The sequence below is a fragment of the Streptomyces cavernae genome (assembly GCF_004023625.1).
Lineage (GTDB): Bacteria > Actinomycetota > Actinomycetes > Streptomycetales > Streptomycetaceae > Streptomyces > Streptomyces cavernae.
Window position 1 is genome coordinate 162,392 of sequence record NZ_RPDJ01000015.1, and the last position, 16,323, is coordinate 178,714.

Sequence of the window (16,323 nt, forward strand, 5' to 3'; positions counted from 1 at the left end):
GGAACCGACGAAGGCCGCGGAGCCCACAGTGAGCCCGGTGCCGACAGCGGGCCCCACTCCTCTGCTCGTCCTGGACGTCGTTGGCCTCACCCCCCGTCTCCTTGACCACATGCCGAACCTCAAGGCCCTGGGCCGGAACGGCTCCCGCGCCCCGCTCGGCACCGTCCTGCCCGCCGTCACCTGCGCCGCCCAGTCCACGTTCCTGACCGGCACCCTCCCGGCCGAGCACGGCATCGTCGGCAACGGCTGGTACTTCCGTGAACTGGGCGACGTCCTGCTGTGGCGTCAGCACAACGGACTCGTCGCCGGCGACAAGCTGTGGGACGCCGCCCGCCGCGCCCACCCCGGCTACACGGTCGCCAATATCTGCTGGTGGTACGCCATGGGCGCCGACACCGACATCACCATCACCCCTCGTCCGATCTACTACGCCGACGGCCGGAAGGAACCCGACTGCTACACCCGGCCGCCGGCCCTCCACGACGAACTCACCGCGAAACTCGGCACGTTCCCTCTGTTCCACTTCTGGGGGCCGGGCGCCGACCTCGTCTCCAGCCGGTGGATCATCGACGCCACCCGCCATGTCATCGCCACCCGCCACCCGGACCTGACCCTCTGCTACCTCCCGCATCTCGACTACGACCTGCAGCGCTACGGCCCCGACGACCCGCGCTCCCACCAGGCCGCCACCGACCTGGACGCCGCCCTCGCGCCCCTCCTCGACGACGCACGAGCGGAAGGCCGAACCGTCGTCGCCCTGTCCGAGTACGGCATCACCCGTGTGAACCGGCCCGTCGACATCAACCGCGCCCTGCGCCGAGCAGGCCTGCTGGAGGTGCACGCCCAGGACGGGATGGAGTACCTCGACCCGATGGCCTCCCGAGCCTTCGCCGTCGCCGACCACCAGATCGCCCACGTCTACGTGCGCCGGCCCGAGGACCTCCAGGCCACCAGGGAAGCACTGGCCGACCTGCCCGGAGTCGAGCAACTCCTGGACGACGAGGGCAAGAAGGCCCACCACCTCGACCATCCGCGTTCCGGCGAACTCGTCGCCCTCGCGGAGCCCGACGCCTGGTTCACGTACTACTACTGGCTCGACGACGCCCACGCGCCCGACTTCGCGCGGCTCGTCGAGATCCACCGCAAACCCGGATACGACCCCGTCGAACTGTTCATGGATCCGCTCGACCCCTACGTCAAGGTCAAGGCGGCCACGGCACTGGCCCGCAAGAAACTCGGCATGCGTTACCGCATGGCGGTCGTGCCCCTGGACCCCTCACCTATTCGCGGCAGCCATGGCCGCCTCCCCGCGAGCGACGACGACGGTCCGCTCATCATCTGCTCCACCCCCCGTGCCGTCGGCGGACGCATGGAGGCCACCGATGTGAAATCACTGCTGCTCCAGCTGGCCGGACTCGACTGACCCGACCGACCACCAGTGAACCACCCACTACTGACAGTCGGTGCATCACCAGCCACTGACAGTGAAGCACCCGCCACTGACATTCGGTGCATCGCCGGTCACCGAAAGTGAAGCACCCGCCACTGACAACGGACCCAGATCCGGAGGAGTTCCGCATGAGCCGCATGTCCAAGCATCACGACCCCGAACTCGCCCAGCGTCTCAGCAGAAGAGGAATGCTCGGCGTCGCCGCCGGCGCGAGCGCCGCCGCCCTGCTGGGAACGGCCGCACCGGCCACGGCCGCCACCGGTACCGCGGCCACCGACTCCACGGCCACCGACACGGCTGCCGCCGCGGGCCGGAGCCGCCCCGTCCTGCCCCCCGGCCGTCTCGGCATCCAGCTCTACAGCCTCCGCGACAAGGTCTCCACGCTCGGCTTCGCACCCGTCTTCGCCGAACTGGCGAAATACGGGTACGACGAGGTCGAGTTCGCCGGATACACCCAGGGTTCGGCCGGCCCGATCACCCTCGCCCAGCTGAAGCGGCTGGCGCGCGACCACGGCCTGAACCCGATCGGCAGCCACGTCGGCTACTACTCCAGCGACCCGAACGCGTACACCTTCGCCCAGAACCTGAACAAGGTCCTCGACGACGCCCAGGCGCTCGGGCTCAAGCACATCGGCACCGCCTCGGGCCCGTTCCGCTACGGTTCCACCGTCGACGCGTGGAAGCGCGCGGCCGAGGAGTTCAACACCTATGGCGCGGCGGCGAAGGCGCGGGGCATGAAGTTCTACCAGCACAACCACTCCGAGGAGTTCTCCTTCGCCACCGACAAGCCGAAGGTCCGTCTCTACGACGTGCTGCTCGCCGAGACCGACCCCGACCTCGTCTACCTGGAGATGGACATCTACTGGGCGTACGTGGGCCAGTTCCGGTTCTCCAAGCGGCCCGACGGCACCGCCGCTCCCTTCGACCCGCTGAAGTACGTGCTGAAGCGGCCCGACCGCTACCCCCTGTTCCACGTGAAGGACGGAGTGAGCGACCCGGCGAACCCGTTCGGGTACCGCATGGTGGACGTCGGTGACGGCGACATCGACTACCAGCGCTTCATCTCGGCGGTGACCCGCCTGAAGGGGCAGCGCCTGGCGCACCACTGGCAGGCCGAACACGACAACCCCACCGAGTCGTTCACCTTCGCGCGGCGGTCCAGCGAGCACCTGCACTCCCTGCGAGAGAAGTGCTGAACCGTCCGCCGAGGACAGCACGTCAGGCGCCCGCCCCGGACGGGGCGGGCCGCCGCTTCACGCGGTGCTGGTCACCGCTGCGGGTGTAGAAAGCGGCGCAGACGGCAGCGCGCGGTCAGGCCTTTTCCGGTGGGCGTGTGGACTTGCGCCATTTGACGATCTCTTTCTCGGGATCCCCCGTGCAGGCCCAGGGCATCCGGGTGGCACGTGATCCGGGCATCGCGAAGAGCGAGGCGGCGATGGCCGGCAGCCCGGCATGGCAGGCGGCGTGTGCCAGGTAGTTGAGCTCGCGCACTTCCCCGGGCGGGACGGGACCGTCGACGCGCTGAGTGATCCAGCGATCCCAGGTGCGGCGTACGTCGCTGACGGCGCCTTCGTTGTTCCAGTGCTGTCCGGCCCCGACGAGGGCGGAGTGCTGCCCCCGCGCCGCGTCCAGCATGAAGCGGTATTCCTCCACACGTGCGAACTGCACCAGGACCGGTAACGCGGAGCCGGGCGGTGCCACGCTCGCGGCGTCGAAGGCGAAGTCGTACATCAGGCCGTGGGTGCCGTGCCAGCGCGCCGAGTAGTAGTGCATGACCTGGACGTGGCCCTCCATGCTGTACGGATCGCGCTGGTGCAGCTCGTCCCACCAGCTGTTGAGGACTTGGCGGCGTACCCCGCCCGCGTAGAGCCGGCCGACCGAGATCAGCGAGATCCAGGGGGTCGGGTCCTCGGGATACGCGTTGGCCGCGTCGTAGCAGGCCGTCACCGCGGCATCGACCCGCATCGGGTCGATCGGCACGCCGCGACCCGCGGCCATGGCCAGGTTGAAAACCCTGGCCGTCTCGGTCGCGGCCCGCAGCACCAGGGCGTCGGCGCTGTGGGGCTCGGCGGCCAGCCACGACTCGACCGTCGAGGTCCTGGCGCAGGACTCGGCGAGCCGCCGGATCCGGTGGCCCCGCATGAGCCACACGGTAGTTGATCCCAGCAGGTCCCGAAGGCCCTGCCAGCGGCCGATCACGATGTCCTGGCGGGCTGAGGTCAGGGGTGCGTCCCCGCAGTCGGGGTCGAAATCGGGGGCGAAGCGCTCTCGCGCCATCGGGACCTCTCTCGGAAGTCACTCAGAAGTCGGTGGACATGCCCTCGTGGGCGCGGGACTGGTCGGTGACCGCGTCGGCGTAGACGTCGGGGACGTAGTCGGCCTCGATGGCGCGGGTGGCATCCAGCTTTGCGGGCCGGTAGTAGCCGCTGCCCTGCTTCCAGTACCAGAGCATGGGGATCAGGCCGGCGGCGAGTCCGCCCAGGCCGATCACGATGGAGGCGGTGCTCAGGTCGCCCAGCGACTCGAAGAAGATCCAGAACATGAACACCGCCCCGAGCAGTGGCCACAGCCCGCCGAAGAGGAAGTTGGCGGGTGACTTCAGCAGCATCTTTCGGTAGGCGACGACCACGGCGACGCCGGTCAGTCCGTAGTAGACGGCGATCTGTAGACCGATCGCGGAGATCGCGTCGGAGAGGATCTCGCCGATCGTGCCGAGGGAGTTGGAGGCCACGAACATCATCAGGGCCACCGCGCCCACCACGCCGATGGCGATGTACGGGGTGTTCCACCGGCGGTGCACCCTCCCCAGCGCGTTCGGCATCGTCCGGTCGCGCCCCATCGCGAACAGCGAGCGGGTGACCTGGATCAGCGTGGTCTCCAGGGTGGCGATGGTGGACAGCATCACGGCGAGGATCAGCAGCTTGCCGCCCCAGCCCGGCATGACCTCCTCGCCGAGCACGGCGAGCACATTCGCGTCGTTCTCCTCGATCTGCTTCGAGGTGAGGATGATGTTCACCGCGATGGTGAACACCTCGAAGAGCAGGAAGACGACGCCCACGCCGATCAGGCCGGCGAGTCCGGTGGTGCGGCGGCTGTTGCGGGTCTCCTCGCTCAGGTTGCTGGTGACGTCCCAGCCCCAGTAGTAGAAGGCGGCGACCAGTGCCCCGGAGGCGAAGCCGCTGACTCCGTCGAAGTGGCTGAAGCCGAGCCAGGACCAGTCGAAGGGCCGGGCCTGGTCGCTGTGCAGCAGGGCGCCGACGGCGAACACGGCCAGGATGACCAACTCGACGCCGGACATGATGAGCTGTGCACGCACGGTGAGCCGGGCGCCGCCGAGCACCACGAACAGCATGACCAGGAACCAGGCCGCGCCGACCACGGTGGCCAGGGCGGTGTTCTCCGCGAGCCCCTCGTCGAAGAGGGAGAGGGTCATCGATCCGGCGGGTAATGAGCCGGCGACCATGAAGATGGTCGCGGAGACGACCAGGGCCCAGCCGCTGATGAAGCCGAGGAAGGGGTGGAGGGTGCGGCCGACCCAGGAGTAGCTGGCTCCGGCGTTCACGTCGATGCGGCCGAGGTAGTTGTACGCCAGCGCGATGCCCAGCATGGGTATCGCGCACCAGAGGAGCGCCGCGGGGCTGGCGAGGCCCACCGCGCCGACGAGAACCGCGGTGGTCGCGGCCAGGGAGTACGCAGGGGCGCTGCCCGCGACCGCCATCACCACGGTATCGAACATACCGAGGGCGTTGGCTTGGAGCCCTCTGTCTCTGTTGTCGCTCACTGAATGCACTTGTCTTTCTGTCTCGCGACGGCCGATGCCCGTTCCGGGACGCGCGACCGTTGCCGTGGGCAACGATGGAAGGTCGGTGTCTTCGGGGGAAGGCGTTCGGGCCTGGATCGGTGGTGGAAGCCGTTCAGCCGACACGACAGGCAGGCGTCATCGCCGTCCGCGCGCATGGTTGACCGGCGACTGCCCCTGCCGCAGCGTGCGCCTGCATAAAGAGGAGTCGCGAGGATGATAGTGGATGGGCTCGATGGTGCAGCTGTGAAGGTCGGGTGAAGTGCCTTCCAGCAGGCGGCAGTTGACGGAGCGTGCGCATTGTCCGCCTCGGTCGCTGTCCGTGACCCGGGACATGCCGCGACCCCGCCCCTGTGGCAGAGGCGGGATGCCTGGAATGTGTCACTGTGCGTCTGCGGTCACCCTGTCACGCCGTCTCGTCCCCCAGCGGCTGCGGGTTGGGGACGATCGGGCGTGACTTCGGGCGGCCGGGTGCCTTCAGGAACGAGGCCAGCACCGCAGAGCCGAGACCGATCCCTCCGGCCAGCGCGAACGCGCCCCCGTAACCCCAGGCGCCGACCACGATCGCGCCCACACCGGAACCGACGAGGCCCGAGATCAGCTTCGAGCTGTAGACCATGCCGTAGTTGGAGGCGTTGTTGTTCTCGCCGAAGAAATCGGCGGTCATCGCCGCGAAGAGCGGGAAGATCGCACCTCCGCCGAACCCGGACACCATCGAGCAGAACAGGAAGAAGGGCATGGAGCCCATGTCCCCGGACACGAACACGCCGAACTGGGCGGTGCCGAGGACGACACAGACGATGATCAGGGTGTTCCGGCGGCCGTAGCGGTCCGAGATCCAGCCGATGACACCGCGCCCGGTGCCGTTCACGATGGCCTTCAGGGACATGGCGGTGGCCACGATGCCGCCCGCGAAGCCCATCTCCTTCCCGAACGGCACCTGCATGGCGATGCCGAAGATATTGATGCCGGCCGTGCACAGCAGACAGAACCACATCATCCACAGCACCGGGGTCCTGGCCGCCTCACGCGGCGTGTACTGCCGCACCGCCGGCGGGTTCTTCTGCAGTGCCCGCTGAATCCGCGGGTCGTCTGAGGCCCTCAGCGGGTCGACATGAGCGGGCCACCAGTTCTTCGGCGGGTCCTTGAAGAACCAGCCGGCGACCGCGACGGTCGCACAGCAGATGACGCCGACGAACACCAGCACACCCTTGTAGTTGGACAGGTCCATGTACGAGGTGAACAGGAACACGAAGGGCACCGAGCCATAGGCGAAACCGCCGTTGACCAGGCCGGTCTTGCCGCCCTTGCGCTCCGGGTACCACTTGCCGACCATGTTCACGCACGTCGCGTAGACGAGACCGGCGCCGATGCCGCTGAACATGCCGAACCCGATGTACGCGACGATGACGTGCGGCGCGTAGGCGAGTGAGAGGTAACCCAGGATCGTGCCGAACGCGCCGAGGAACATGGCATACCGCGCGGGCAGCCGTCCGCTCTCGCGCAGTTGTCCCGCCGGGAAGGCGACGGCGGCCTGGAAGAACACCCAGACGCCCATCAGCCAGAAGATGTGCCCACTGCTCCACAGGTGGGCCTCGTGCAGGGTGTCCTCGGCGGACGTGAAGGCGTACTCCGAGGAACTGATGCCGAGCATCCCCATCCAGGGGAAGAGCACCATGGTCCAGCGCGGTCGTCCCATGACGTCCCGGTCGGTCTCGCCGATCCGGTACAGGCGGCCGTTGCGGTCCGTCACCTCCCTGAAGGGGACGGATGTGGTGAAGTCGGTGGTTGTCATGTCGCGAAGCACCCCTTGCGTCGAAAGCTCTGGCCAGCGCCCCCTGTCCAATGCCTTTCGTGTGCGCACGGGTCCCGGGGCGGGGCCGACGCGCACCGTCGGCCCCGCCCCCGCCCAGGTCACCTCATGAACCGCCCCCCAACAGTCCCGCGGCCCTGGCCCACCGGTACTTGGCGCCGAGCACGGCCACCGGCTTCTCGGTCGTGTACGGGTACGCCACGACCCCCCGCTCGAACAGGTACTGGCAGGCCTCCTCCACCTCGACGTCACCCGCCAGGGAGGCCACCACCGGCTTCTCGATCCCCCTCTCGCGGAACTCGGCCACCACGCGCGCGGTGAGCTCCGCGAACACCATGGGAGGCGTGACGATGGTGTGCCAGTAGCCGAGGACGAGGGCGTGGATCCGGGGATCCTCGAGGCCCAGCCGGATCGTCGCCTCATAGGTGGAGGGCGGCTCGCCACCGGTGATGTCGACGGGGTTGCCCGCGGCCCCGAAGGGCGGGATGAACTTCTTGAAGGCCGTGTCCAGGTCCGGCGGGATTTCCATCAGCGACAGCCCGTTGTCGGTCACCGCGTCCGACAGCAGCACACCGCTGCCGCCGGCACCCGTGATGATCACGACGTTGTCGCCCCGCGGAGCGGGAAGCACCGGCAACGCGCGCGCGTATTCCAGCATGTCGTTCAGCCCGGGAGCCCGGATGACCCCGGCCTGCCGCAGGATGTCGTCGTACACGGCGTCGTCGCCGGCCAGCGCGCCCGTGTGGGAGCCCGCCGCCCTCGCTCCGGCCGCCGTGCGCCCGGCCTTCAGGACCACGACCGGCTTCCTGGGGACGGTCGCCCGCGCCGCCTCCACGAACGCACGGCCGTCCTTGAGGTCCTCCAGGTGCATCGCGATGCACTCGGTGTGCGGGTCCTCGCCGAACCAGGTCAGCAGGTCGTCCTCGTCCAGGTCCGACTTGTTGCCCAGCCCCACGATCGCCGACACACCCGTCTTCGTGGCGCGCGCGAAACCCAGGATCGCCATCCCTATGCCACCGGACTGCGAGGTGAGCGCGACACCGCCCTTGACGTCGTACGGCGTGCAGAACGTGGCGCACAGGTCCTGCCACGTCGAGTAGTAGCCGTAGATGTTCGGCCCGAGCAGCCGGACGCCGTGCCGCTCGGCGATCGCCACGATCTCGGCCTGGAGCGCGTGTTCACCGGTCTCCGCGAAGCCGGAGGGGATCAGTACGGCGTTCGGGATGCCTTTGCGCCCCACCTCCTCCAAGGCCGCGGCCACGAACTTGGCGGGGATCGCAAAGACCGCCACATCCACCTCGCCGGGAACGTCCGTGACACTCTTGTACGCCTTCCGGCCCAAGATGTCATCGGCTTTGGGGTTCACCGGGTGGATCTCCCCGGAGAAACCGCCGTCGACGAGGTTGCGCATCACCGAGTTGCCTATCTTGCCCTGCTCGTTGGACGCGCCGATCACGGCGACCGACGAGGGCTGCATCAGCCGGCGCATCGAGGTGAGGATCTCCTCGCGCGTGTACCTGCGCCGGGGCCTCGGCACCGACTCCGCGAGGATGACGCGGATGTCCGCCGCGACCGCGCCCTCCGGGGTGGCGATCACCGGGTTGAGGTCCACCTCGGCGATCTCCGGGAAGTCCGCGACGAGTTCGGAGACCCGGCGGATCTGCTCGGCGATCGCCCACCGGTCCACGGCCGGACCGCCGCGTACCCCGTGCAGTATCTCCGCCGAGCGGATCGAGTCGAGCATGGACAGGGCCTCGTCCGCGGAGACCGGCGCCAGCCGGAAGGTGATGTCCTTGAGCACCTCGACCAGCACCCCGCCCAGCCCGAACGCCACCACCTTCCCGAAGGTCGGATCGGTGACGGCGCCGACGATGACCTCCTGCCCGCTCGGGAGGAGTTCCTGCACCTGGACGCCCTCGATCCGCGCGTCGGGCGCGTACGCGCGCGCGTTGTCGACGATCGAGTGGAAGGCGGTCCGGACGTCGGCGGCGCCTTCCACCCCCACGATGACGCCGCCCGCGTCGGTCTTGTGCAGGATGTCCGGGGAGACGATCTTCATCACGACGGGGCCGCCGAACCGCGCCGCGTACGCCACCGCCTCGTCCACGTCCCGCGCCAGCTCCTCGCCGGGCACGGCGATCCCGTACGCGTCGGCGATCACCTTGCCCTCGGGAGCGGTCAGCGCGCTCCGCCCCTCGGCCCGTACGGCGTCGAGGAGCGACCGCACCCTCAGCACCCGGTCTTCGGCCATCACGTCAGATCACTCCGTTCGACTTGAGCAGGCGCAGCTCCTCGTCGCCGAGGCCGAGCTCGCCGATGTAGACCTCTTCGTTGTGCTCGCCGAGCAGCGGCGAACTGGTCACGTCCACGGGGGAGTCGGAGAGCTTCAGCGGGCTGCCCACGGTGACGAACTCGCCCCGCTCGGGGTGTGGGACCGTCACGACCATCTCGTTGGCGACCAGTGACTCGTCCTCGATGATCTCCTTGGTGGACAGGATCGGCCCGCACGGGATGTTGTGGGCGTTGAGCCGCTCCAGCACCTGCCACTTGGGGAGCGTCGACGACCACTCCTCGATGAGCTGGAACATCTTGTTGAGCTTGGGCAGCCGCGCCTCCGGCGTCGCCCACTCCGGGTCCTCCGCCAACTCGGGCCGGCCGATGAGCTCGCTGATGGGCTTCCAGCCGACGGGCTGGACGATCACGTACACGTAGTCGTTCGGGCCGCCCGGCGCGCACTTGACCGCCCAGCCGGGCTGACCGCCGCCGGACGCGTTGCCCGAGCGGGGAACCTCCGTGCCGAAGTCGTCGTTGGGGTATTCGGCGAGCGGGCCATGGGCCAGGCGCTGCTGATCGCGCAACTTCACCCGGCAGAGGTTGAGCACGGCATGCTGCATGGCGACGTTGACCCGCTGACCGCGCCCGGTGTTCTCCCGCTGGTACAGCGCCGCGAGAATCCCCGCCACGGCGTGGATGCCCGTACCCGAGTCCCCGATCTGGGCCCCCGTCGCCAGCGGCGGCCCGTCCTCGAATCCGGTGGTCGACATCGACCCGCCCATGGCCTGTGCCACGACCTCGTAAGCCTTGAAGTTGGTGTACGGGCCGTCGCCGAACCCCTTGATGGAGGCATAGACGATCCGCGGATTGATCTCCTGGATGCGGTCCCAGGTGAAGCCCATGCGGTCGACCGCGCCCGGTCCGAAGTTCTCGACCATGACGTCGGAGCGCCGGATCAGCTCGGTGAGGATCTGCTTGCCGCGTTCGGTCTTGGTGTTCAGGGTGATGCTCCGCTTGTTGCAGTTGAGCATCGTGAAGTAGAGGGAGTCGACGTCCGGGAGGTCGCGCAGCTGCTTGCGCGTGATGTCACCGGTCGGCGCCTCCAGCTTGACGACGTCCGCGCCGAGCCAGGCGAGCAGCTGGGTCGCCGAGGGACCGGACTGGACGTGGGTCATGTCGAGGACGCGGATGCCTTCGAGTGCCTTGGCGGTCGTAGCCGTCATGCGGGCCACCTCACTTGTACATCGTCTGGTTCATGGTTCCGGGGGCGTACGCGTCCGGGTCGACCCAGACGTTGATCAGGGACGGCTTGCCCGACTCACGGGCGCGCTGGAGCGCGGGGCCGATGTCGGCGGGGTCGCGGACCTCCTCGCCGTAACCGCCGAGCATCTGCGCGAACTTGTCGTAGTGGACGTCGCCGAGGGTGTTGCCGACGCGCTGGCGGTCCGGGCCGTACTTGGCGGCCTGGCCGTAACGGATCTGGTTCATCGAGGAGTTGTTGCCGACGATGCCGACGAACGGGAGGTCGTAGCGGACCAGGGTCTCGAAGTCCCAGCCGGTGAGGGAGAACGCGCCGTCACCGAAGAGGGCCACCACTTCCTTGTCGGGCCGTGCCTGCTTGGCCGCGAGCACGAAGGGGACACCGACGCCGAGGGTGCCCAGCGGACCCGGGTCCATCCAGTGCCCGGGCGACTTGGGCTGGACGACCTGACCGGAGAAGGTGACGATGTCGCCGCCGTCACCGATGTAGATGGAGTCCTCGGTGAGGAAGTCGTTGATCTCGCTGACCAGGCGGTAGGGGTGGATCGGCGAGGCGTCCGACCGCAGTTGCGGCAGCCGCTTGTCGATGGCGGTCTGCTCGGCGGCGCGCAGCTCGTCGAGCCACTCCTTGCGCTTCGACGCCCCCCCGTTGATGCGCCCCGAGGCGGCTTCGGTCACCGACTTCAGGATCAGCCCGGCGTCGCCGACGATGCCGAGGTCGATGTCGCGGTTCCTGCCGACGGTCCGGTAGTCGAGGTCTATCTGCACGACGGTCGCGTCCGGCGAGAGCCGCTTGCCGTAGCCCATGCGGAAGTCGAAGGGCGTGCCCACGATGACGATGACGTCGGCGTTCGAGAACGCGTACCGGCGGGAGAGCTGGAAGTGGTGCTGGTCGCCCGGCGGCAGGGTGCCGCGCCCCGCGCCGTTCATGTAGGCGGGGATGTTGAGGGTCCGCACGAGCTCGATGGCGGCCTCGGTGCCGCGTGTCGTCCACACCTGGCTGCCCAGCAGGATCGCGGGCTTCTCGGCGTGCACCAGCAGGTCGGCGAGCTGCTCGATCGCCTCCGGGTCGCCGGCCGAGCGCGTGGAGGCACGGTAGTGGCCGGCCTTGGGGATACGGGCCGCGGACAGCGGCACCTTGGCGTCCAGCACATCGCGCGGGATCTCCAGGAAGGACGGCCCGGGCGCGCCGTGGTAGCACTCGCGGAACGCCATCGACACCATGTCGGCGGCGCGCGCCGTGTCCGGCACGGTCGCCGCGAACTTGCTGATCGGCGTCATCATGTCGACGTGCGGCAGGTCCTGCAGGGACCCCATCTTGTGCTGGGTGTGCGCCCCTTGGCCGCCGATGAGCAGCATCGGGGACTCCGCGCGGAAGGCGTTGGCGACACCGGTCACCGCGTCGGTGGTGCCGGGACCCGCCGTCACGACCGCACACCCGGGTTTGCCGGTGATGCGGGCGTAGCCGTCGGCGGCGTGGGCGGCGACCTGTTCGTGGCGAACGTCGACGACCTCGATGCCCTCGTCCACGCAGCCGTCGTAGATGTCGATGATGTGGCCGCCGCACAAGGTGTAGATGACGTCGACACCCTCCGCTTTGAGTGCCTTGGCGACGAGATGTCCACCGGAGATGAGCTCTTCGTTCTGGTCGCGGCTGTCGTCAGGCATGGCGAAGTCCTGTCCCTTCGTAGGGGGTTGGAACGCTCTCGCGGTAGATTGCATACAGTCGACGAATACTGTATGAAGCTTGTTATCCCGCATCCGACGGGTGGTGTCCAGGGGGCGTGCGGCACTTTTAGGTCGTCGGAGATCGGCCTCCCGACGACTGTCCACACACAGCCGGTGACGACTCTTCAGAAGGGGTCGCGTCGGCTCTTCAGGCAGGAGCCGGGATGGACCTGTTCGAACACCAGGCAAGGGAACTCTTCGAGGAACACGGCATCTTGGTGCCTCGGGCGGAGGTCACGGACTCGCCCAAGCAGGCCCGCGAGATCGCCCGCAGGCTCGGCGGCCGGGTCGTCGTCAAGGCCCAGGTGAAGACCGGCGGGCGGGGCAAGGCGGGCGGGGTCAAACTCGCCGCCGACCCGGCCGCCGCCGAGATCACGGCTCGTCAGATCCTCGGCATGGACATCCGGGGCCACACGGTGGGCAAGGTGATGCTGGCCGAACCCATCGACATCGAGAGCGAGTTCTACGTTTCCTACGTCCTCGACCGGGCAACGGGCCAATTCCTCACCATCGCCTCCGCCGAGGGCGGCATGGAGATCGAGGAGGTGGCCGCGACGAGGCCCGAGGCCGTGGCGCGCGTCCCCGTCGATCCGGCGCAGGGCGTCACCTCCGCGAAGGCCGCCGAGATCGCCGAGGCGGCCGGGCTACCGGCGCAGACCGTCGACGTCCTGGTCCGCCTGTGGACTGTGCTGACCCGCGAGGACGCCCTGCTCGTGGAGGTGAACCCCCTCGTAAGGACCCGGCAGGGCCGGATCCTGGCCCTCGACGGCAAGGTCACCCTCGACGACAACGCACGCTTCCGGCAGACCCGTTGGGGCGACCGGGACACCGCGCACGACGACCCGCTGGAAGCCGCCGCCGCGGCCAAGGGCCTCAACTACGTGAAACTGGACGGCGAGGTCGGCATCATCGGCAACGGCGCCGGGCTGGTCATGTCGACGCTCGACGTGGTCGCCGGCTGCGGCGCCCGCCCCGCGAACTTCCTCGACATCGGCGGCGGGGCCTCGGCCCGGATCATGGCGGACGGCCTGTCCGTCGTCCTCTCCGACCCGGCCGTGAAATCCGTCTTCGTCAACGTGTTCGGCGGCATCACCGCCTGCGACGCCGTCGCCGACGGCATCGTGCAGGCCCTCGACACCGTACGGCTGACCAAGCCGCTGGTGGTACGCCTCGACGGCAACAACGCCGCACGCGGACGCGCCGTACTCGACGACCGCGCCCACCCGCTGGTCGAGCAGGTCACCACCATGGACGGCGCCGCCCGCCGGGCCGCCGAACTCGCCACCGCACGCTGAGGAGCCCCGACATGGCCGTCTACCTCACCAAGGAGAGCAAGGTCCTCGTCCAGGGCATGACCGGCGGCGAGGGCATGAAGCACACCCGCCGCATGCTCGCGGCGGGCACCGACGTCGTCGGCGGCGTCAACCCGCGCAAAGCGGGCCGGACCGTCGACTTCGACGAGCGGGCCGTGCCCGTCTTCGGGTCGGTGCGCGAGGGCATCGACGCGACCGGCGCGGACGTCAGCGTCGTCTTCGTGCCGCCCGCCTTCGCCCGGGCCGCCGTCGTCGAGGCCGCCGACGCCGGCATCGAACTCGCCGTCGTCATCACCGAGGGCATCCCCGTCCACGACTCGGTGGCCTTCCTCGCCCACGCGCGGTCGAGGGGCACCCGCGTCATCGGCCCCAACTGCCCCGGCCTGATCACCCCCGGCCAGTCCAACGCCGGCATCATCCCCGCCGACATCACCAAACCCGGCCGCATCGGCCTCGTCTCCAAGTCGGGCACGCTCACCTACCAACTCATGTACGAACTCCGCGACGTCGGCTTCACCACCTGCGTCGGCATCGGCGGCGACCCGGTCGTGGGCACCTCGCACATCGACTGCCTGGCCGCCTTCCAGGACGACCCCGACACCGAAATGATCGTCCTCATAGGGGAGATCGGCGGCGACGCGGAGGAACGGGCCGCCGACTACATCCGGCAGCACGTGCGCAAACCCGTCGTCGGCTACATCGCGGGCTTCACCGCCCCCGAGGGCAGGACGATGGGACACGCCGGGGCGATCGTGTCCGGCTCGTCCGGCACGGCGCAGGCCAAGAGGGAGGCGCTGGAGGCGGTCGGTGTGCGGGTGGGGCGAACACCCACCGAGACCGCCGGACTCGTGCTGGAACTCCTCGAAACACGACATTAAGTAACCGATAGTTGACGTGTCGTGACGTTCTGTCGTCACGACACCTCACTACCGTCGTCCGTACGACGTCCTCGTACGCCACCGGGTCAGCACGTCGTACGGGGACGAGCCATGGACGACCCTCCCGCCCGTCACCCGCCACCGTCCCTCCAGGAAGGCGCGACGCCGAGCCCTTTCCTCCTCGGCCGGGCCTCCATCCTTCTCGACTGTGCACCGAGAGCGGAGCAATCGAATGGCATCCACCCTCACCCCGAACCGTCCCACCCTCACCCTCAAGTCCGGCACCGCCTGGGCCGACGCCTGGCAGCGCTGCCTCGCCGTCGCACCCGAGGCGTTCCAGGACGACCGAGTCCGTAACCTGTGGAACGCCTCCTGGCAGGCCGACGGACGGGCGCTGCCCGCCACCAGCCCCGTCGACGGGAGCCCCATCGCCGGTCCGCCCCGGCTGGACGCCGCCACCGCCCGGCAGGCTGTCCGGGCCGGCCTCGACCAGCACCGCGCGTGGCGCCACGTACCCCTCGACGATCGCCGGGCCCGGGTCGCAGCGACCCTCGACGCCCTCACCGAACACCGGGAACTGCTCGCCCTGCTGCTCGTCTGGGAGATCGGCAAGCCCTGGCGGCTCGCGCAGGCCGACGTGGACCGTGCGATCGACGGCGTCCGCTGGTACGTCGACGGCATCGAGCCCATGGTCGAGAACCGGTCCCCGCTGGACGGCCCGGTCTCCAACATCGCGAGCTGGAACTATCCGATGAGCGTGCTCGTTCACGCGATGCTGGTACAGGCCCTGGCGGGCAACGCGGTCATCGCCAAGACCCCGACCGACGGCGGCGTCTCCTGCCTCACCCTGGCCTGCGCGCTCGCCGCACGCGAAGGGATTCCCGTCACCCTCGTCAGCGGCAGCGGAGGCGAACTGTCGGAGGCTCTCGTCCGCGCGCCCGAGATCGGCTGTGTCTCCTTCGTCGGCGGCCGGGACACCGGCGCCGCGGTGGCCACCGCCGTCGCCGACCTCGGCAAGCGGCACATCCTCGAACAGGAGGGGCTCAACACCTGGGGCATCTGGAACTACTCGGACTGGGACGCGCTCACGGCGGTCGTACCCAAGCTCTTCGACTACGGCAAGCAGCGCTGCACGGCCTACCCGCGCTTCGTCGTCCAGCGCGAGCTCTTCGACGAGTTCCTGGCGGCGTACCTCCCGGCGGTCCGCACCCTGCGGATCGGTCACCCGCTGGCCGTCGAGCGTCCCGACGACCCCTGCCCGCAGCTCGACTTCGGCCCGGTCATCAACGCGGCCAAGGCCAAGGAACTGCATGACCAGGTCGCCGAGGCGATCGACCGCGGCGCCGTACCGCTGCACCGCGGCCGGCCGGCCGACGCCCGTTTCCTGCCCGGCCAGGACACCTCGGCGTACGTCCAGCCGGTGACGCTCCTGAACCCGCCACGGTCCTCGCCGTTGCACCACGCGGAGCCGTTCGGCCCGGTCGACACCATCGTCCTGGTCGACACGGAAGCCGAGCTGCTGGCCGCCATGAACGCGTCGAACGGCGCGCTCGTGGCCACGCTCTCCACCGACGACCCGGCGACCTACCAGCGCCTCGCCCCGCAGATCCGTGCCTTCAAGACCGGTCACGGCAAGCCGCGTTCCCGGGGCGACCGCGAGGAACTGTTCGGCGGTTTCGGCGCGTCCTGGCGAGGGGCCTTCGTGGGCGGCGAACTGCTGGTGCGCGCGGTGACCCAGGGCGCGGCGGGGGAGCGGCTGCCGGGGAACTTCCCGGAGTACCAGCTCATGCCGTAACGGTTCGGCGGGC

At 69.2% G+C, this 16,323-nt stretch carries 11 protein-coding genes; 5 read left to right on the top strand and 6 right to left on the bottom strand.

Annotation, left to right across the window (positions count from 1 at the left end; genetic code table 11):
- The first annotated feature begins 28 nt into the window (after nt 1–28).
- Nucleotides 29–1,423: an alkaline phosphatase family protein gene (locus EF387_RS25570; protein WP_128379054.1), complete on the top strand. Its 1,395-nt coding sequence runs from the start codon at nt 29–31 to the stop codon at nt 1,421–1,423.
- A gap of 155 nt (nt 1,424–1,578) precedes the next feature.
- Nucleotides 1,579–2,646 (top strand): sugar phosphate isomerase/epimerase family protein, encoded by a 1,068-nt coding sequence (locus EF387_RS25575; protein ID WP_128378958.1) that lies wholly within the window; start codon nt 1,579–1,581, stop codon nt 2,644–2,646.
- A gap of 115 nt (nt 2,647–2,761) precedes the next feature.
- Here the strand turns inward: EF387_RS25575 and EF387_RS25580 are convergent, their stop codons facing one another.
- From EF387_RS25580 to EF387_RS25605, 6 genes are all read right to left on the bottom strand, one after another.
- On the bottom strand, nt 2,762–3,727 hold the full coding sequence (locus EF387_RS25580; protein ID WP_128378959.1) for a hypothetical protein: 966 nt from the start codon (nt 3,725–3,727) through the stop codon (nt 2,762–2,764).
- 22 nt (nt 3,728–3,749) lie between these two features.
- Nucleotides 3,750–5,231 (bottom strand): APC family permease, encoded by a 1,482-nt coding sequence (locus tag EF387_RS25585; RefSeq protein ID WP_128378960.1) that lies wholly within the window; start codon nt 5,229–5,231, stop codon nt 3,750–3,752.
- Nucleotides 5,232–5,655: 424 nt separating this feature from the next.
- Complete coding sequence (locus EF387_RS25590) at nt 5,656–7,044, bottom strand: OFA family MFS transporter (RefSeq protein ID WP_128378961.1); 1,389 nt, start codon at nt 7,042–7,044, stop codon at nt 5,656–5,658.
- A 124-nt stretch (nt 7,045–7,168) separates the two neighbouring features.
- Nucleotides 7,169–9,313: an acetate--CoA ligase family protein gene (locus EF387_RS25595; protein ID WP_128379055.1), complete on the bottom strand. Its 2,145-nt coding sequence runs from the start codon at nt 9,311–9,313 to the stop codon at nt 7,169–7,171.
- 4 nt (nt 9,314–9,317) lie between these two features.
- Nucleotides 9,318–10,559 (bottom strand): formyl-CoA transferase, encoded by a 1,242-nt coding sequence (frc, locus tag EF387_RS25600; protein ID WP_128378962.1) that lies wholly within the window; start codon nt 10,557–10,559, stop codon nt 9,318–9,320.
- 10 nt (nt 10,560–10,569) lie between these two features.
- Entirely contained in the window at nt 10,570–12,264 is a 1,695-nt protein-coding gene (locus tag EF387_RS25605) for a thiamine pyrophosphate-binding protein (RefSeq protein WP_128378963.1), read from the bottom strand.
- A gap of 224 nt (nt 12,265–12,488) precedes the next feature.
- On the opposite strand from EF387_RS25605, the gene sucC reads away from it, so the two are divergent.
- The 3 genes from sucC (at nt 12,489) to EF387_RS25620 (ending at nt 16,310) form a co-directional block, all read left to right on the top strand.
- A complete protein-coding gene (sucC, locus tag EF387_RS25610; RefSeq protein ID WP_128378964.1) occupies nt 12,489–13,619 on the top strand; it encodes an ADP-forming succinate--CoA ligase subunit beta in 1,131 nt (376 codons plus the stop codon).
- Nucleotides 13,620–13,630: 11 nt separating this feature from the next.
- A complete protein-coding gene (sucD, locus tag EF387_RS25615) occupies nt 13,631–14,515 on the top strand; it encodes a succinate--CoA ligase subunit alpha (protein ID WP_128378965.1) in 885 nt (294 codons plus the stop codon).
- Nucleotides 14,516–14,747: 232 nt separating this feature from the next.
- Nucleotides 14,748–16,310 carry an aldehyde dehydrogenase family protein gene (locus EF387_RS25620; RefSeq protein ID WP_128378966.1) on the top strand — a complete coding sequence of 521 codons (1,563 nt, stop codon included), beginning with the start codon at nt 14,748–14,750 and terminating at the stop codon, nt 16,308–16,310.
- The last annotated feature ends 13 nt before the right edge of the window (nt 16,311–16,323 follow it).